Origin of the sequence: Phreatobacter oligotrophus (assembly GCF_003046185.1) — a bacterium.
Lineage (GTDB): Bacteria > Pseudomonadota > Alphaproteobacteria > Rhizobiales > Phreatobacteraceae > Phreatobacter > Phreatobacter oligotrophus.
In genome coordinates this window covers 132,850-146,770 of record NZ_PZZL01000001.1, presented here as the reverse complement: position 1 = coordinate 146,770, position 13,921 = coordinate 132,850, and the positions used below count along the sequence as shown (strand labels likewise).

At 68.4% G+C, this 13,921-nt stretch carries 13 protein-coding genes; 6 read left to right on the top strand and 7 right to left on the bottom strand.

Annotated features, from left to right (window positions below):
• Positions 1 to 37: 37 nt before the first annotated feature.
• The 5 genes from fba to tkt all read right to left on the bottom strand — a co-directional run bounded on the left by fba (position 38) and on the right by tkt (position 6,244).
• Complete coding sequence (gene fba / locus C8P69_RS00730; RefSeq protein ID WP_108173949.1) at positions 38 to 1,105, bottom strand: class II fructose-bisphosphate aldolase; 1,068 nt, start codon at positions 1,103 to 1,105, stop codon at positions 38 to 40.
• Positions 1,106 to 1,205: 100 nt separating this feature from the next.
• On the bottom strand, positions 1,206 to 1,826 hold the full coding sequence (locus C8P69_RS00725) for an alpha/beta fold hydrolase family protein (RefSeq protein ID WP_108173948.1): 621 nt from the start codon (positions 1,824 to 1,826) through the stop codon (positions 1,206 to 1,208).
• 60 nt (positions 1,827 to 1,886) lie between these two features.
• Positions 1,887 to 3,077, bottom strand: coding sequence for a phosphoglycerate kinase (locus C8P69_RS00720; protein ID WP_108173947.1), 1,191 nt, complete (start codon positions 3,075 to 3,077; stop codon positions 1,887 to 1,889).
• A 60-nt stretch (positions 3,078 to 3,137) separates the two neighbouring features.
• Positions 3,138 to 4,148 (bottom strand): type I glyceraldehyde-3-phosphate dehydrogenase, encoded by a 1,011-nt coding sequence (gap, locus tag C8P69_RS00715; RefSeq protein ID WP_108173946.1) that lies wholly within the window; start codon positions 4,146 to 4,148, stop codon positions 3,138 to 3,140.
• A 101-nt stretch (positions 4,149 to 4,249) separates the two neighbouring features.
• Entirely contained in the window at positions 4,250 to 6,244 is a 1,995-nt protein-coding gene (gene tkt, locus C8P69_RS00710; protein ID WP_108173945.1) for a transketolase, read from the bottom strand.
• A gap of 318 nt (positions 6,245 to 6,562) precedes the next feature.
• On the opposite strand from tkt, the gene C8P69_RS00705 reads away from it, so the two are divergent.
• The 5 genes from C8P69_RS00705 (at position 6,563) to C8P69_RS00685 (ending at position 10,684) form a co-directional block, all read left to right on the top strand.
• Positions 6,563 to 6,853 carry a DUF4164 domain-containing protein gene (locus C8P69_RS00705; RefSeq protein ID WP_108173944.1) on the top strand — a complete coding sequence of 97 codons (291 nt, stop codon included), beginning with the start codon at positions 6,563 to 6,565 and terminating at the stop codon, positions 6,851 to 6,853.
• Positions 6,854 to 6,868: 15 nt separating this feature from the next.
• Positions 6,869 to 7,243, top strand: a complete 375-nt coding sequence (locus C8P69_RS00700; RefSeq protein WP_108173943.1) for a cell division protein ZapA — start codon at positions 6,869 to 6,871, stop codon at positions 7,241 to 7,243.
• 129 nt (positions 7,244 to 7,372) lie between these two features.
• Entirely contained in the window at positions 7,373 to 7,675 is a 303-nt protein-coding gene (locus tag C8P69_RS00695) for a hypothetical protein (protein ID WP_108173942.1), read from the top strand.
• A gap of 364 nt (positions 7,676 to 8,039) precedes the next feature.
• Positions 8,040 to 9,746, top strand: coding sequence for a 30S ribosomal protein S1 (rpsA, locus tag C8P69_RS00690; RefSeq protein ID WP_108173941.1), 1,707 nt, complete (start codon positions 8,040 to 8,042; stop codon positions 9,744 to 9,746).
• A gap of 194 nt (positions 9,747 to 9,940) precedes the next feature.
• The gene (locus C8P69_RS00685; protein ID WP_108173940.1) at positions 9,941 to 10,684 is read left to right on the top strand and encodes an outer membrane protein; all 744 of its coding nucleotides are present in this window, start codon (positions 9,941 to 9,943) and stop codon (positions 10,682 to 10,684) included.
• A 7-nt stretch (positions 10,685 to 10,691) separates the two neighbouring features.
• Here the strand turns inward: C8P69_RS00685 and C8P69_RS00680 are convergent, their stop codons facing one another.
• Positions 10,692 to 11,651, bottom strand: a complete 960-nt coding sequence (locus tag C8P69_RS00680; RefSeq protein ID WP_170118076.1) for a Bug family tripartite tricarboxylate transporter substrate binding protein — start codon at positions 11,649 to 11,651, stop codon at positions 10,692 to 10,694.
• 132 nt (positions 11,652 to 11,783) lie between these two features.
• On the opposite strand from C8P69_RS00680, the gene C8P69_RS00675 reads away from it, so the two are divergent.
• Positions 11,784 to 13,208 carry a class I adenylate-forming enzyme family protein gene (locus C8P69_RS00675; RefSeq protein ID WP_170118075.1) on the top strand — a complete coding sequence of 475 codons (1,425 nt, stop codon included), beginning with the start codon at positions 11,784 to 11,786 and terminating at the stop codon, positions 13,206 to 13,208.
• Positions 13,209 to 13,243: 35 nt separating this feature from the next.
• On the opposite strand, the gene C8P69_RS00670 is transcribed toward C8P69_RS00675, so the two are convergent.
• Complete coding sequence (locus tag C8P69_RS00670) at positions 13,244 to 13,831, bottom strand: transglycosylase SLT domain-containing protein (protein ID WP_108173938.1); 588 nt, start codon at positions 13,829 to 13,831, stop codon at positions 13,244 to 13,246.
• Positions 13,832 to 13,921 lie beyond the last annotated feature (90 nt).

Here is a 13,921-nt window from a genome sequence, read left to right as displayed (position 1 = left end):
GCGCCTCCCCGTTCAATTCTGGCCGCGCGGTGCGGGATCAGGCGATCTTCGGGTCGAGGTCGCCCTTGGCGTAGCGCTTGGCCATGTCGGCCAGCGGCAGAACGCGCTTGATCTTCGAGGCCTGGCCAGCGGTGTTGAACTCCTGCAGGCGCTGCTTGCAGAGGGCGGTCATCGCCTCCATGGCCGGCTTCAGGTACTTGCGCGGGTCGAACTCGCTCGGGTTCTCCGACAGGACCTTGCGGATCTGGCCGGTCATGGCCATGCGGTTGTCGGTGTCGATGTTGATCTTGCGGACACCGTGCTTGATGCCGCGCTGGATCTCCTCCACCGGCACGCCCCAGGTCGGCTTCATCTGGCCGCCGAACTTGTTGATGATATCCTGCAGCTCCTGCGGCACCGACGAGGAACCGTGCATCACGAGGTGGGTGTTCGGCAGCTTGCGGTGGATCTCCTCGATCACGTGCATGGCGAGGACCTTGCCGTCCGGCTTGCGCGTGAACTTGTAGGCGCCGTGCGAGGTGCCCATGGCGATGGCGAGCGCGTCGACCTTGGTCTCCTGGACGAACTTCACGGCCTCGTCGGGATTGGTGAGCAGCTGGTCGTGGGAGAGCTTGCCCTCGGCGCCGTGGCCGTCCTCGGCCTCGCCCATGCCGCTCTCAAGCGAACCGAGCACGCCGAGCTCGCCCTCGACCGAGATGCCGCCGAGATGGGCCATCTCGGTGACCTTCTTCGTCACGCCGACATTGTAGTCCCAGTCGCCGGGGGTCTTGCCGTCGGCCTTCAGCGAGCCGTCCATCATGACGGAGGTGAAGCCGGCCTGGATGGCGGTCATGCAGGTCGCCGGCTCGTTGCCGTGGTCGAGATGCACGCAGACCGGGATATGCGGATAGATCTCGGTGACAGCGTCCATCATGTGCTTGAGCATGATGTCGTTGGCGTAGGAGCGCGCGCCGCGCGAGGCCTGGATGATGACCGGCGCATCCACCGCGTCAGCGGCCGTCATGATCGCCAGCGCCTGCTCCATGTTGTTGATGTTGAAGGCGGGCACGCCGTAGTCGTTCTCGGCGGCGTGGTCGAGCAGCTGGCGGAGGGTGATGCGGGCCATGGGTGGTTTCCGTCCTGTCGTTCTGGAACGCGCGGTGGCGACCCTCTAGCGCAAGGTCGCGGCCAAAAAAAGCCGTCCTTTCCGCTGGAGGAGCCCTGCGTCACCGTGGTCGCGGCATAGGAACCGGAGCGCTGGTCGGCGGCGTGAAGCCCGGCGCCAGTTCGGCGGTCCGCCGTGCCGCCTCGGCGGCCTGACGCTCGGCGAGCAATGCCGCAGCCTTCTGCAGCACGAGCCGCTGCACCGTCTCGTTGGTGGCGAGCATGGCGTGGTTGACCATGAAGGCGCCGGCCTGCCAGGCATCGACATTCTCGGCGCCCTCCAGCTTCGGGAAGCCGGGGCTGAAATAGTTGGTGCAGCGGGCGACCGGACAGGGCGGCGAGCCGAAGGCGGCATCGATGGTGAGGATGACCGGGGCGGGCTTGCCCGCCGCCACCATCTGGGCCGCATGTTTCAGCGCGCTGGTGCCGCCCATGGAATGGCCGATGATGAGGGCGGGCTCCTCGGTGCTGGTGCGCGCCATGAGATGGGTGTCGACCACGGCCCGGTAGCCCATCTCCTCAAGCCTTGGGGCCAGCGCGGAGACGCCGACATAGGTCTGGTGGACATAGATGAAGAGGCCGTCGAGCAGCAGGACGGTCGGGCGCGTGTCCTGCGCACGCGCTGCCGATAGGCCGGCGAGGCAGGCCACAGTCAGAAGGATGCCAAAGATGCGGCGCGGCATGCCTCGCGTCATCGACCTTTCTCGCGGAAGCCCCCCGGCCCCGGCGGTGGTCCCGACGCGTCAGGCCTTCAGCACGTCCACACCCGGCAGCGGCTTGCCCTCGAGCCATTCGAGGAAGGCGCCGCCGGCCGTCGAAACATAGCTGAAGCGCTCGCCCGCGCCAGCCCGGTTGAGTGCTGCGACCGTATCGCCGCCACCGGCGACGGAGACGAGCTTGCCGGCCTCGGTGAGCTCGGCGGCAGCCTCGGCCACGGCGACCGTGCCGTTGTCGAAGGGCTCCAGCTCGAAGGCGCCGAAGGGCCCGTTCCAGACGAGCGTCTTGGCGCGCCCGAGGAGCGAGACGACGTGCTCGACCGACTGCGGGCCGATGTCGAGGATCATCTCGTCGGCGGCGATCGCATCGATGCCGCAGACGCGGTGAGCGGCGTTGGCCTTGAATTCCTTGGCGCAGACGACGTCCACGGGCAGGACGATGCGGCAGCCGTTCTTCGCGGCTTCGGCAACGATGGTGCGGGCGGTATCGAGAAGGTCATGCTCGCAGAGCGACTTGCCGACCGCCTTGCCCTCGGCGGCGAGGAAGGTGTTGGCCATGCCGCCACCGATGACGAGGATGTCGACCTTCTTGGAGAGGTTGCCGAGCAGGTCGAGCTTGGTCGAGACCTTGGCGCCGCCGACCACGGCGACGACCGGCCGCTCCGGCTTCTCGAGCGCCTTCGACAGCGCCTCCAGCTCGGCCTGCATGGTGCGCCCGGCATAGGCCGGCAGCATGTGGCCAAGGCCCTCGGTCGAGGCATGGGCGCGGTGGGCTGCCGAGAAGGCATCGGCCACCCAGATGTCGCCATTGGCGGCCAGCGCCTTGACGAAATCGGGCTCGTTCTTCTCCTCGCCCTTGTGGAAGCGGGTGTTTTCCAGCACCAGGATCTCGCCCGGCTTGATGGCCGCGACGGCCTTCTCCGCGACCTCGCCGATGCAGTCGGCGGCGAAGGCGACGGGGCGCTTCAGCACGTCGGCCAGGGCGGGCACGACGGCCTTCAGGGACTGGGTGGGATCGACGCCCTTCGGCCGGCCGAAATGGGCGAGGACGATGACCTTGGCGCCGCCATCGGCGAGGTCGGTCAGCGTCGGCACGATGCGCTCGAGGCGGGTGAGGTCCGAGACCTTGCCGTCCTCCATCGGCACGTTGAGGTCGACGCGCACCAGCGCGCGCTTGCCCTTGAGATCGGCGTCATCGAGGGTGCGGAAGGCGGTCATTCAGGCAATCCCGATCGGAAAAAGGGCCGCCTGTGGGAACAGGCGGCCCGGGGTCTTGGGTCAGATCAGCTTCGCGAGGGCGACGGCGGTGTCGCTCATGCGGTTCGAGAAGCCCCACTCGTTGTCGTACCAGGACAGGACGCGCACGAGCTTCTCCTCCATGACCTTGGTCTGGTCGAGGGCGAAGATCGACGAATGCGGGTCGTGGTTCATGTCGATGGAGACGTTGGGCTGGTCGGTGAAGCCGAGGATGCCCTTGAGCGGGCCGCGCTTGGCGGCCTTGAGGATGGCCTCGTTGATCTTCTCGACCGAGGTCTTGCGCTTGGCGATGAACTTGAAGTCCACCACCGAGACGTTCGGGGTCGGCACGCGGATCGAGGTGCCGTCGAGGCGGCCCTTCAGCTCGGGGATGACGAGGCCGATGGCCTTGGCCGCGCCCGTCGAGGTCGGGATCATCGACAGCGCCGCGGCGCGGGCGCGGTAGAGATCCTTGTGCATCGTGTCGAGGGTCGGCTGGTCGCCGGTATAGGCGTGGATCGTGGTCATGAAGCCCTTGTCGATGCCGCAGGTCTTGTGGAGCACGGCGACGACGGGGGCGAGGCAGTTGGTGGTGCAGGAGGCGTTCGAGACGACCAGGTGGTCCTTGGTCAGCTGCTCGTGGTTGACGCCGTAGACGACGGTGAGGTCGGCGCCGTCGCAGGGGGCGGAGACGAGGACGCGCTTGGCGCCGGCCTTGAGGTGGGCGGCGGCCTTGTCGCGGGTGGTGAAGATGCCGGTGCACTCCATCGCCACGTCGACGTTCAGCGCCTTGTGCGGCAGCTCGGCCGGATCCTTGATCGCGGTGACCTTGATGCGCTTGCCGGCGACGACGATGTGGTCGCCGTCCACCGAGACCTCGGCCGGGAAGCGGCCATGGACCGAATCGAAGCGCAGCAGGTGCGCATTGGTCTCGACCGGACCGAGGTCGTTGATGCCGACCACCTCGATGTCCTTGCGCTTGCCCTCGACGATGGCGCGCAGCACGTTGCGGCCGATGCGGCCGAAGCCGTTGATGAAGACCCGGGTGGTCATCGCATTCCTCTCCTTCATGCGGTCCGCCTTTTGGTCACGGACCCTCGTCGCGGGGCGGACGCCGCGATCTGGCGCCCAATCTCGTCATTCACAAGGCAGGATCAGCCGATCCGGCCCAGAACAGCCTCGGCAGCGGCTTCCGCCGTGATGCCGAAATGCTTGTAGAGCTCCTTGTAGGGCGCGGAGGCGCCGAAGCCGGTCATGCCGACGAAGACGCCGTCATGGCCGATGAGCGCATCCCAGCCCTGGCGGACGCCCGCCTCGATGGCGACCTTGACCGGCGCAGAGCCGATGACCGCGGCGCGCACATCGGCCGGCTGCTCGAGGAACAGGTCGAGCGAGGGGACGGAGACGACGCGGGCAGCCACGCCCTTGGCGGCCAGCAGCTTCTGGGCGGCGACCGCGATCTCCACCTCGGAGCCCGAGGCGAAGAGGGTCGCCTGGGCCTTGCCCTCGGCCTTGACCAGCTCATAGGCGCCGGCGGCCGAGCGGTTCACCTTCACGTCGGTGCGCAGCTGCGGCAGGTTCTGGCGGGTGAGCGCCAGGGTCGTCGGGCCGTCGATGCGGTTCAGCGCCAGCTCCCAGCACTCCGCCACCTCGATGGCGTCGCAGGGGCGGAAGACCCGCATGTTCGGCATGGCGCGCAGCGAGGCCACATGCTCGACCGGCTGGTGGGTCGGGCCGTCCTCGCCGAGGCCGATCGAATCGTGGGTCATCACATAGACGACGCCGGTGCCCATCAGCGCCGAGAGGCGCATGGCAGGGCGGCAATAGTCGGTGAAGACGAGGAAGGTCGCGCCGTTGGGGGCGAAGCCGCCATGCAGGGCGATGCCGTTCATGGCCGCGGCCATGCCGTGCTCGCGGATGCCGTAGTGGATGTAGCGGCCCTTGGGGTTCTTGGCCGAGAAGGCCACCGCGGACTTCGCCTTGGTGTTGTTGGAGCCGGTGAGGTCCGCCGAGCCCGCGAGGAATTCCGGCATGGCCGGCACGATGGCCTCGATGGCGAGCTCGGAGGACTTGCGGGTGGCAATGTGCTGCGGGTTGGCGAGCAGCGCCTTCTTGTGGGCGGCCAGCGCCTTGGCGAGCTTGGCCGGCCGCTCGTGGGCGATGCGGCGGCGGAACTCGGCCTGCTTCTTCGGCGGCAGGGTGCCGAAGAGCGATTCCCAGGTCTTGCGGGTGGCCGCGCCGCGGGCGCCGATCTTGCGCCAGGCGTCGAGCACGTCGGGGGCGATGGCGAAGGGCTCGGGGGCGATCCCGAGCTTCTCCTTGGCACCCTTCAACTCGTCGGCGCCGAGCGGCTCGCCATGGGCCTTGGAGGTGCCGGCCTTCTTCGGCGCGCCATAGCCGATCACCGTCTTGCAGGCGATGAGCGAGGGCTTCGACGACTTCTTCGCCCGCTCGATGGCTGCGGCGATGGCCTCGGGGTCATGGCCGTTGATGCGCTCGGCGCGCCAGCCGGCGGCCTGGAAGCGCTTCAGCTGGTCGACCGAGTCGGCAATGGAGAGCGGACCGTCGATCGAGATGTCGTTGTCGTCGAAGAGCACGATGAGCTTGTTCAGCTTCCAGTGCCCCGCCATGGCGATGGCTTCCTGGCTGATGCCCTCCATCAGGTCGCCGTCGGAGGCGATGACATAGGTGTGGTGGTCGACGGCCTTCTTGCCGAACTCGGCCGCCAGCATCTTTTCGGCCAGCGCCATGCCCACGGCAGTGGCGATGCCCTGGCCGAGCGGACCGGTGGTGGTCTCGATGCCCTTGGTGATGAAGTTCTCGGGATGGCCCGGGGTCTTCGAGCCGAGCTGGCGGAAGTTCTTGATCTCGTCGAGGGTCATCTCCGGCGCGCCGGTGAGATAGAGCAGCGCATAGACGAGCATCGAGCCGTGGCCGGCGGAGAGCACGAAGCGGTCGCGATCCGGCCAGTCCGGCGTGGAGGCGTCGAACTTCAGGAACCGCGAGAACAGGACCGTGGCGATGTCGGCCGTGCCCATGGGCATGCCGGGATGGCCGGACTTGGCCTTTTCCACCGCATCCATCGCCAGCGAGCGGATCGCGTTGGCCAGCTTGTCATGCTCGGAACGCGGGAGGGTGTCGGTGGGCATCAGCTCGGCTCCTGGCGGCGCCGGAGGCTCGGTTCCGGCACGCTTCCGATGGAAAAGGCCCGGAGATCACGGTTCCGGGTCGTCGGGCCGGTGTCCTAGCAGCGACGGCCCCTGAGTCAATGGCTGCGAAGGCAGGGAGGGGGAGACATCGTGCCCCGCGGGGCGGAAAATGCCCGACTTGCCGTTTGGTCATGAAGCCGTCGTCATTGGTGGCCGCGGCCGTTGACGCTGTTCGACCGCCTCGCTTAGTTTCCACGCAGCCACCGGACGGTCTTCGGCTCGCGACCCCGACCGGGCTCAAACCACACAGGACCGAGCGTGGGATCCACCACCGGACCATCGCGCCTCGAGGCCTCGGCCTCCAGGCTGAAATCAGCGCTCGCGGCGCTGGAAATTGCCGTTGCCCGGAAGGTCGAGGCGGAGCGGCAGCAGGCGGTGGTGCAGAAGCAGGTCGATGCCCTGCAGGCCGACCGCGCCCGTCTCGCCGAGGATCTCGACCGCTCGGCCGATCGAGTCGCGGGGCTGGAATCGGTGAATCGCGAGGTGGCCCGCCGCCTCGACCTGACCATGGACGCGATCCGCGGGGTCCTCTCCCGCTACGAGAGCTGAGGGAGCCGGCAGTCCATGGCGCATGTGTCCGTGACCATCAATGGCCGTTCCTTCCGCATGGCCTGCGACGACGGGCAGGAGGATCATCTCCTGCGCCTCGCCGCGGAGGTGAACGGCAAGGTCGACCAGCTCAAGGGCGCCTTCGGCGAGATCGGCGACACGCGGCTGACCGTCATGGCGGCGATCATGGTGGCGGATGAGCTCGCCGACACCCGTCGCCGGCTGAAGGCGGCCGAAGCCGAGCTGCAGGCCCTGCGCGAGGCCCGCGCGGCCGTCGTGGAGCGCTCGGAGGAGCGCGAGGCGCTGCTCGCCCACACGCTGGACGATGCCGCCGCCTCGATCGAGCGCCTCACCGCCCAGCTGGGTGGCCTCAACCGTCCCCTCTCCTGACGCAGGGGCACGGCAACCGCGGGGGTTGCGGCGGCGAAATCGCCGCGCCCAAGACGGTTGCGCCGGTCCGTCCGGCTGTCTAAACCCGTGGCGGAAGGCCTTGTCGTCCCCTTGCCGCCGATGTCCGCGATGTCCGACCCCCACCAGCCGGAGCCCCCGCAGCACATTCTGGGCGACATGGGCTTCGATTTCGTCGCCGCCCCACCCGAGCAGCCTCGGGTGCGCTGGGGCGACATCATGACCATCCCCGAGCGCGGCAGCGGCGCCGAGCCGCGGCTCGAGGCGCGGGTGCTCATGTATCCCGACAAGTCGCGCTTCTTCGTCCACTATCCCTCCGGCAAGGAGGAGATCCTGTCGGCGGCGCAGTTCGTCGCCTTCGTGCTGGAGCTGAAGCGCTCCCACCGGTTCAGCTTCGACCGCAAGCGGGGCTGAGGCATTCCGCGCGCTTGTCGCGGCCTGATCTTTCCTGTATTGGCGCTCCATTCGGCAGATCGACCCATGGTCGGACCTGCCGGCAACGCAGAGGTGAAGTCCGCTTCACCCGGGTTCGGCCGAGCGCCCTGCCCGCCTCGCGTCCTCGCCGTGGCCCCCGACGGGCCGCCGCCTCAGGACGGGGTCCGTCGCCGGTTCCGTCCCGGTCCGCCGCGATATCCAAGCCGCCTTCCGCCTGGGTTGCGCCCGCGAGCCGTCTTCGGCCGCGTCCGGTCGTGATTCAAAGCCCCTCGTCCGGCCCTCGCGGAGCCGGCGGCCACCATCAACCCCGGCGCAGCAACGGGCCCTCAAGGACGACCACTCCATGGCGAATGCCGAAAGCATGAATCCCTCCCGCGACGATTTCGCCGCGCTCCTCGCTGAGAGCTTCAGCAAGACCGAGATGAACGAAGGCTCGGTGGTGAAGGGCACCGTCGTCGGGATCGAGAAGGATCTCGCCATCATCGACGTGGGCCTGAAGACCGAGGGCCGCGTGGCCCTGAAGGAGTTCACCGGCCCGGGCCGCGAAGGCGACATCAAGATCGGCGACGTCGTCGAGGTCTATCTCGAGCGCGTCGAGAACGCCCTCGGCGAGGCCGTGATCTCGCGCGACAAGGCGCGCCGCGAGGAAAGCTGGGTCAAGCTCGAGAAGGCGTTCAACGCCGGCGAGAAGGTCACCGGCACGATCTTCAACACCGTCAAGGGTGGCTACACCGTCGATCTCGACGGCGCCGTCGCCTTCCTGCCGCGCAGCCAGGTCGACATCCGTCCGATCCGCGACGTCGGCCCGCTGATGAACTCGCCGCAGCCATTCCAGATCCTGAAGATGGACCGTCGCCGCGGCAACATCGTCGTGTCGCGCCGCACGGTTCTCGAAGAGACCCGCGCCGAGCAGCGTCATGAGCTCGTCCAGAACCTCGAAGAGGGTCAGGTCATCGACGGCGTGGTGAAGAACATCACCGATTACGGCGCCTTCGTGGACCTCGGCGGCATCGACGGCCTGCTGCACGTCACCGACATCGCCTGGCGCCGCGTCAACCACCCGTCCGAGGTGCTGACCATCGGCCAGACCGTGAAGGTCAAGATCGTCAAGATCAACCACGAGACGCACCGCATCTCGCTGGGCATGAAGCAGCTGCTGGACGATCCGTGGCAGGGCATCGAAGCCAAGTACCCGATCAATGCCAAGTTCAAGGGCCGCGTCACCAACATCACCGACTACGGCGCCTTCGTGGAGCTGGAGCCGGGCATCGAGGGCCTCATCCACGTCTCCGAGATGAGCTGGACGAAGAAGAACGTCCATCCCGGCAAGATCGTCTCCACCTCCCAGGAGGTCGAGGTCGCCGTGCTCGAGGTCGACTCGTCCAAGCGCCGCATCTCGCTGGGCCTCAAGCAGACCCTGCAGAACCCGTGGGAGGCCTTCATCGAGCGCCACCCGATCGGCACCGTCGTCGAGGGCGAGGTCAAGAACAAAACCGAGTTCGGTCTGTTCCTGGGTCTCGAGGGCGATGTGGACGGCATGATCCACCTGTCCGACCTCGACTGGAACCGTCCGGGCGAGCAGGTCATCGACGAGTTCAAGAAGGGTGACATCGTGCGCGCCCAGGTTCTCGACGTCGACGTCGAGAAGGAGCGCATCTCGCTCGGCCTGAAGCAGGTTGGCTCGGATCCGTTCGCGGATGCCGGCGAGCTGCGCAAGGGCCAGGTCGTCACCTGCGAGGTGATCGAGGTGAAGGAAGGCGGCATCGACGTGAAGATCGTCGGCACCGACCTCACCGCCTTCATCAAGCGCGCCGAGCTCGCCCGCGACCGCGGCGACCAGCGTCCGGAGCGTTTCGCCACCGGCGAGAAGCTCGACGCCCGCGTCACCATGTTCGACCGCAAGGCCCGCAAGGTCCAGGTGTCGATCAAGGCGCTGGAAGTGGCCGAGGAGAAGGAAGCCATGGCCCAGTTCGGCTCGGCCGACTCGGGCGCCTCGCTCGGCGACATCCTCGGCGCGGCCCTCAAGGCCCGCACCGGCGACAAGAAGTGATCGCCCGGGGCTGATGCCCCGACGCCATCAGACCCCGCGCGGAGCGATCCGCGCGGGGTTTTTCTTTGGCGAAAGCTGTCGCGCGGCCGCCCCGACTGTTGCGAGCGGGCATCGTCCGCCGGCATCCGGTCGTCTCCTGCCACAATGCCCCTTGCCGGGATCGCGCTTGTTGCGGATAAGGATGGGAACAGTGCATGGCCAGCCCCACTCCTTGCCTCTGGGCCCAGATGCTCCGTCTCAGCTTCCTTTCCGGTGTGGCTCTCTGCGCGCTCCTGGCGCGTGACGCGACGGCGCAGCCGCTGCCCGCGCCTGCCGCCAACTGGACGGGCGCCTATGCCGGCGGTGTGCTCGGCGTCGGCGTGGCCAGCAATCGCTGGACCGATGAAAACACTGGCTTCACCAGCTATTTTGGTGCCAGCCAGTCTCGCACCATCTCGGCGACCGGCCCGCTGTTCGGAGCCTTCGCCGGGCACAACTGGCAGGTATCACCGAACCTTGTGGTGGGCGTCGAGGGCGACCTGACCGTGACGACCGGCTCCGGCGGTTCGCGCTCCCAGATCAACGGCGACAACCTGTTCGTGACGCGACCTGGTGTCGTGGGCTCCATTCGGGCCCGAGCCGGCTTGCCCATCGATCGCCTGCTGCTCTACGTCACCGGCGGCATTGGCATCGGCCAGGTCAACACCAGCGCCATCAACCAGGCGGCACTCGGGTCACCCACCCTTTGGGCGATCAACCAGACACGGGTCGGCTGGACGGCGGGAGGTGGCGTCGAGTACCTCGTCTCTCGGTATTGGTCGTTCCGGTTCGAGGCGCTCTACACCGACCTCGGCAGTGCCCGCCTGACCTCCCTGCCGGGGGCGATTACGCCGACGAAGTTCATGCGTGTCCGCTCGTCGCACACGCAGGTGCGCACCGGCTTCGCCTACCGGTTCTGACGGCCCTTCAGTCGATCCTCAGACCGATCTCCGCCACCAGGGCCTGGACCTCCCGGCTCTGGGCGAGGATGCGATCCGTGAAAGGACCTGCTGGCAGCGGCGCCGCCTCGACGCGGGCGCGAAGGGCTGCGCCCCGGAACACCGGATCGGCGGCGGCGGCAAGACAGGCCGCCTCGATCGCCGCCCGCGCCGCCTCGGGCACGCCCTTCACCACGTAGATGCCGGCGAAGGAGGCGAGCGGCGGCGGCTGGCCCATCTCGACGATGGTCGGCACATCCGGCTGGTCGGGATAGCGGCTGGTGCCGAGGATCACGAGGTGGCGGACGATGTCGGGCTCGTAGGAGCCGGGGGCGAGGACGGCCGCCTCGAGTTCGCCGGTCAACAGGTCCTGCACCAGCTGGCCCTGCGAGCGGTAGGGAATGTCGAGGAAGGTCAGGCCATGCTGCCGGGCGAAGATGACCATGAGCAGATGGGTCGCCGAGCCCGGCCCGTAATGGCCGAAGCGGATGCGGCCCGGCTCGGACCGCGCCCGGTCGAGAAACGCTGCGAAGGTTGTCGCGGGACTGCGACGGCTCGCCACCACGGCAAAGGGTGTCTCGTAGAGCTGGCAGACGGGGGCGAAATCATCCAACGTGAAGGCGACGCGACGTCGGATGTGCGGCTGGATGGTGAACTGGCCCGGTCCGCTGAACAGCCAGGTGGTCCCATCGGCCTCGGCCTGCGCCATCTCCGACAGGGCGATGAATCCCGCCGCGCCGTCGCGATTGACCACGAGCGGACGCTGGCCGATGACCGGTTCGAGCGCTGCCGACAGGGCGCGCGCCATGACGTCCAGCGTCGTCCCGGCGGAGAAGGGCACGATGATGCGGACGGGACGCTGGGGCAGCGCAGCAGTCTGCGCCGATGCCGGGCTCCCCAAGCCGGCGGCCATCATGGCCCAGCCCAGCAGCTGCCGCCGGCTGACCATCGCTTCCGTTGTCCCGTTCCGCCGATCCTGTCCTGGCTTTGCCACGTCTCGCGCTCTTGCCGGCCGACCGTCTCCGTCTAGCATGGCGCGTGCCGCCGCTCCCACCCGCGGATGCCATGCCATGGACCACCGATGATCTTCGCCGAAGCCGCCATGTTCCAGGGTCGCGCGACGCCCCACCGGCCCGCGCTCGTCTGGGCCGATCGCGTCGTCACCTACGGCATGCTCGGCGAGGGGATCGATTGGCTGAGCCGCCGCTTCCATGCCGAGGGCGTGCGGGCCGGCGACACGGTGGCCATCATGCTCGACAGCCCCGTGCGGGACGTGATCGCGACCCTTGCCCTGTTGCAGCTCGGGGCCGTGACCGCCTCGATCCGGCCGGACCAGATCAGCGAGCTTCCGCGCCTGGGGGCCAGCGCCCTTGTCACCACCGCCGATGTCCCACCGGGGGGGCCGCGGCGCATCCGGCCCGGCGATGACTGGTTCGCGCCCACCGACCTGCCGCCACCCCCCTCCTCTCCCGAGCACGACCATCCCGGCCGGCTCTGCCGGATCGCCACGACCTCGGGCACCACAGGTCATCCGAAGCTCGTCGCGGCCACCGTGGGCGAGACGCTGGCCCGCATCCGCACCAACATCCTCTGCCATTGGGAGCAGGGCTCGGGCCGCAGCCTGGTGCTGGTCGGCACGTCCATGCTCTGGGGCTTCAACGAGGTGATGCGCCACATTCTCTCAGGCATGACCATTTGCTTCGCCACGTCCGGCGAGGAGGCACTCCGGGTCATCGACCTGTTCAAGGTGGATTCGATCTTCGCCGCGCCCCAGCAGGTGCGGGCGATCCTGACGGCGATGGACGACACCCCGGCCACCTGCGAGAGCGTGCGCTTCATCGGCTTTGCCGGCAGCCTCGTCACCCCGGTCTTCGTCGACGAGATCCAGCGGCGGATCTGCCGGACCGTGGCGATCAGCTATGGCTCCTCGGAAGCCGGCAAGACGGCGGCAGCGCCCTTCGAGCGCCTGCGGTCGACGCCCGGCGCGGTCGGTTATGTGCTGCCGGGGCGGCGGGTCGAGGTGGTGGACGATGAGGACCGTCCCCTGCCACCGGATCACGAGGGCCGCATCCGCATCATGGCGGTGGCAGGCGGACGTCCCTTCGAGCCGGGCCCGATCCACCCGGACCGCAGCGAGGACTGGTTTTATCCCGGCGATATCGGCCGTCTGACCGCGGAGGGCCTCCTCATCATCACCGGGCGCAGCGACGAGGTCATCAATGCCGGCGGCAACAAGATCGCCCCGGACCGCATCGACCAGTGGCTGGCGACACGGCGCGACCTCGCTGATGCGGCGGCCTTCGGCGTGACGGGAGCGTCAGGACTCCCGGAGGTGTGGATCGCGGTGGTGCCACGCGGTCACCTCGACGCGGCGGACCTCATCGCGTGGTGCGAGGCGCGGCTCCCCGACATCCCCGTGGCGCGGATTGTCGAGGTGCCTGCGATCCCCCGCACGGCCATGGGCAAGGTCGAGCGTGGCCGGCTCAAGGCTCTCGCCGGCGGATGAGGTGGCGCGGCGTGTCGCCGCCGCGCCCGCCATCGTCAGAGGCTCGCCATCAGCCGCGTCACGCGGTGCGAGTAGGCGGTGCGCCCGCAGGAGGCGCCGAGACCGCGGTTGTGGAGCGCCGCCGCACCCGCCGCCGAGCCGCAGCGCTGGTAGGCGACGGCAAGGTGGCGCATGCCCCATTCGAGGCCGGCGCCGCAGGAGTTCAACGCCGAGGCCGGGCCGGTATAGCCGAGGCCACGCGCGGTGGTCGGCTTGATCTGCATGGGTCCGAGTTCACCGTGCCGGCCGCGGGCCTGGCAGCGCATGTTGCTCTCCAGCCGGACGACGGCGAGGGCGAGGCTCGCCGGAACGCCGTGGCGCGCGGCGACTTCAGTGACGCGGCGGCGGATGGAAGCCATCTCGGTCGGCTCGGAGGCGGCGGACGCGGCTGCGGAGGGCGCGGCCCGGGTTGGAAGGGCGTTCGGCGACGGCTGCCCGGCGGCATAGAGCTGTGCCCAGTTGGCGTCGGCGCGATCGGCCTCGCTGGCCTGCAGGCGATGGGAGGAAAGAAGAAGGCCAAGGCCTCCAGCAACGACAGCAACGGCAATGGCATTGCGCTGCGCAAACGCGCGAAGTTGGATCATGTCTTTTTGTTGTCCTCAGTAAGATCAGTCGCGCCGATCACATCAGGCAACGACTATCGGAGCTTCATCCGCCTCACTGATCGAATGCGC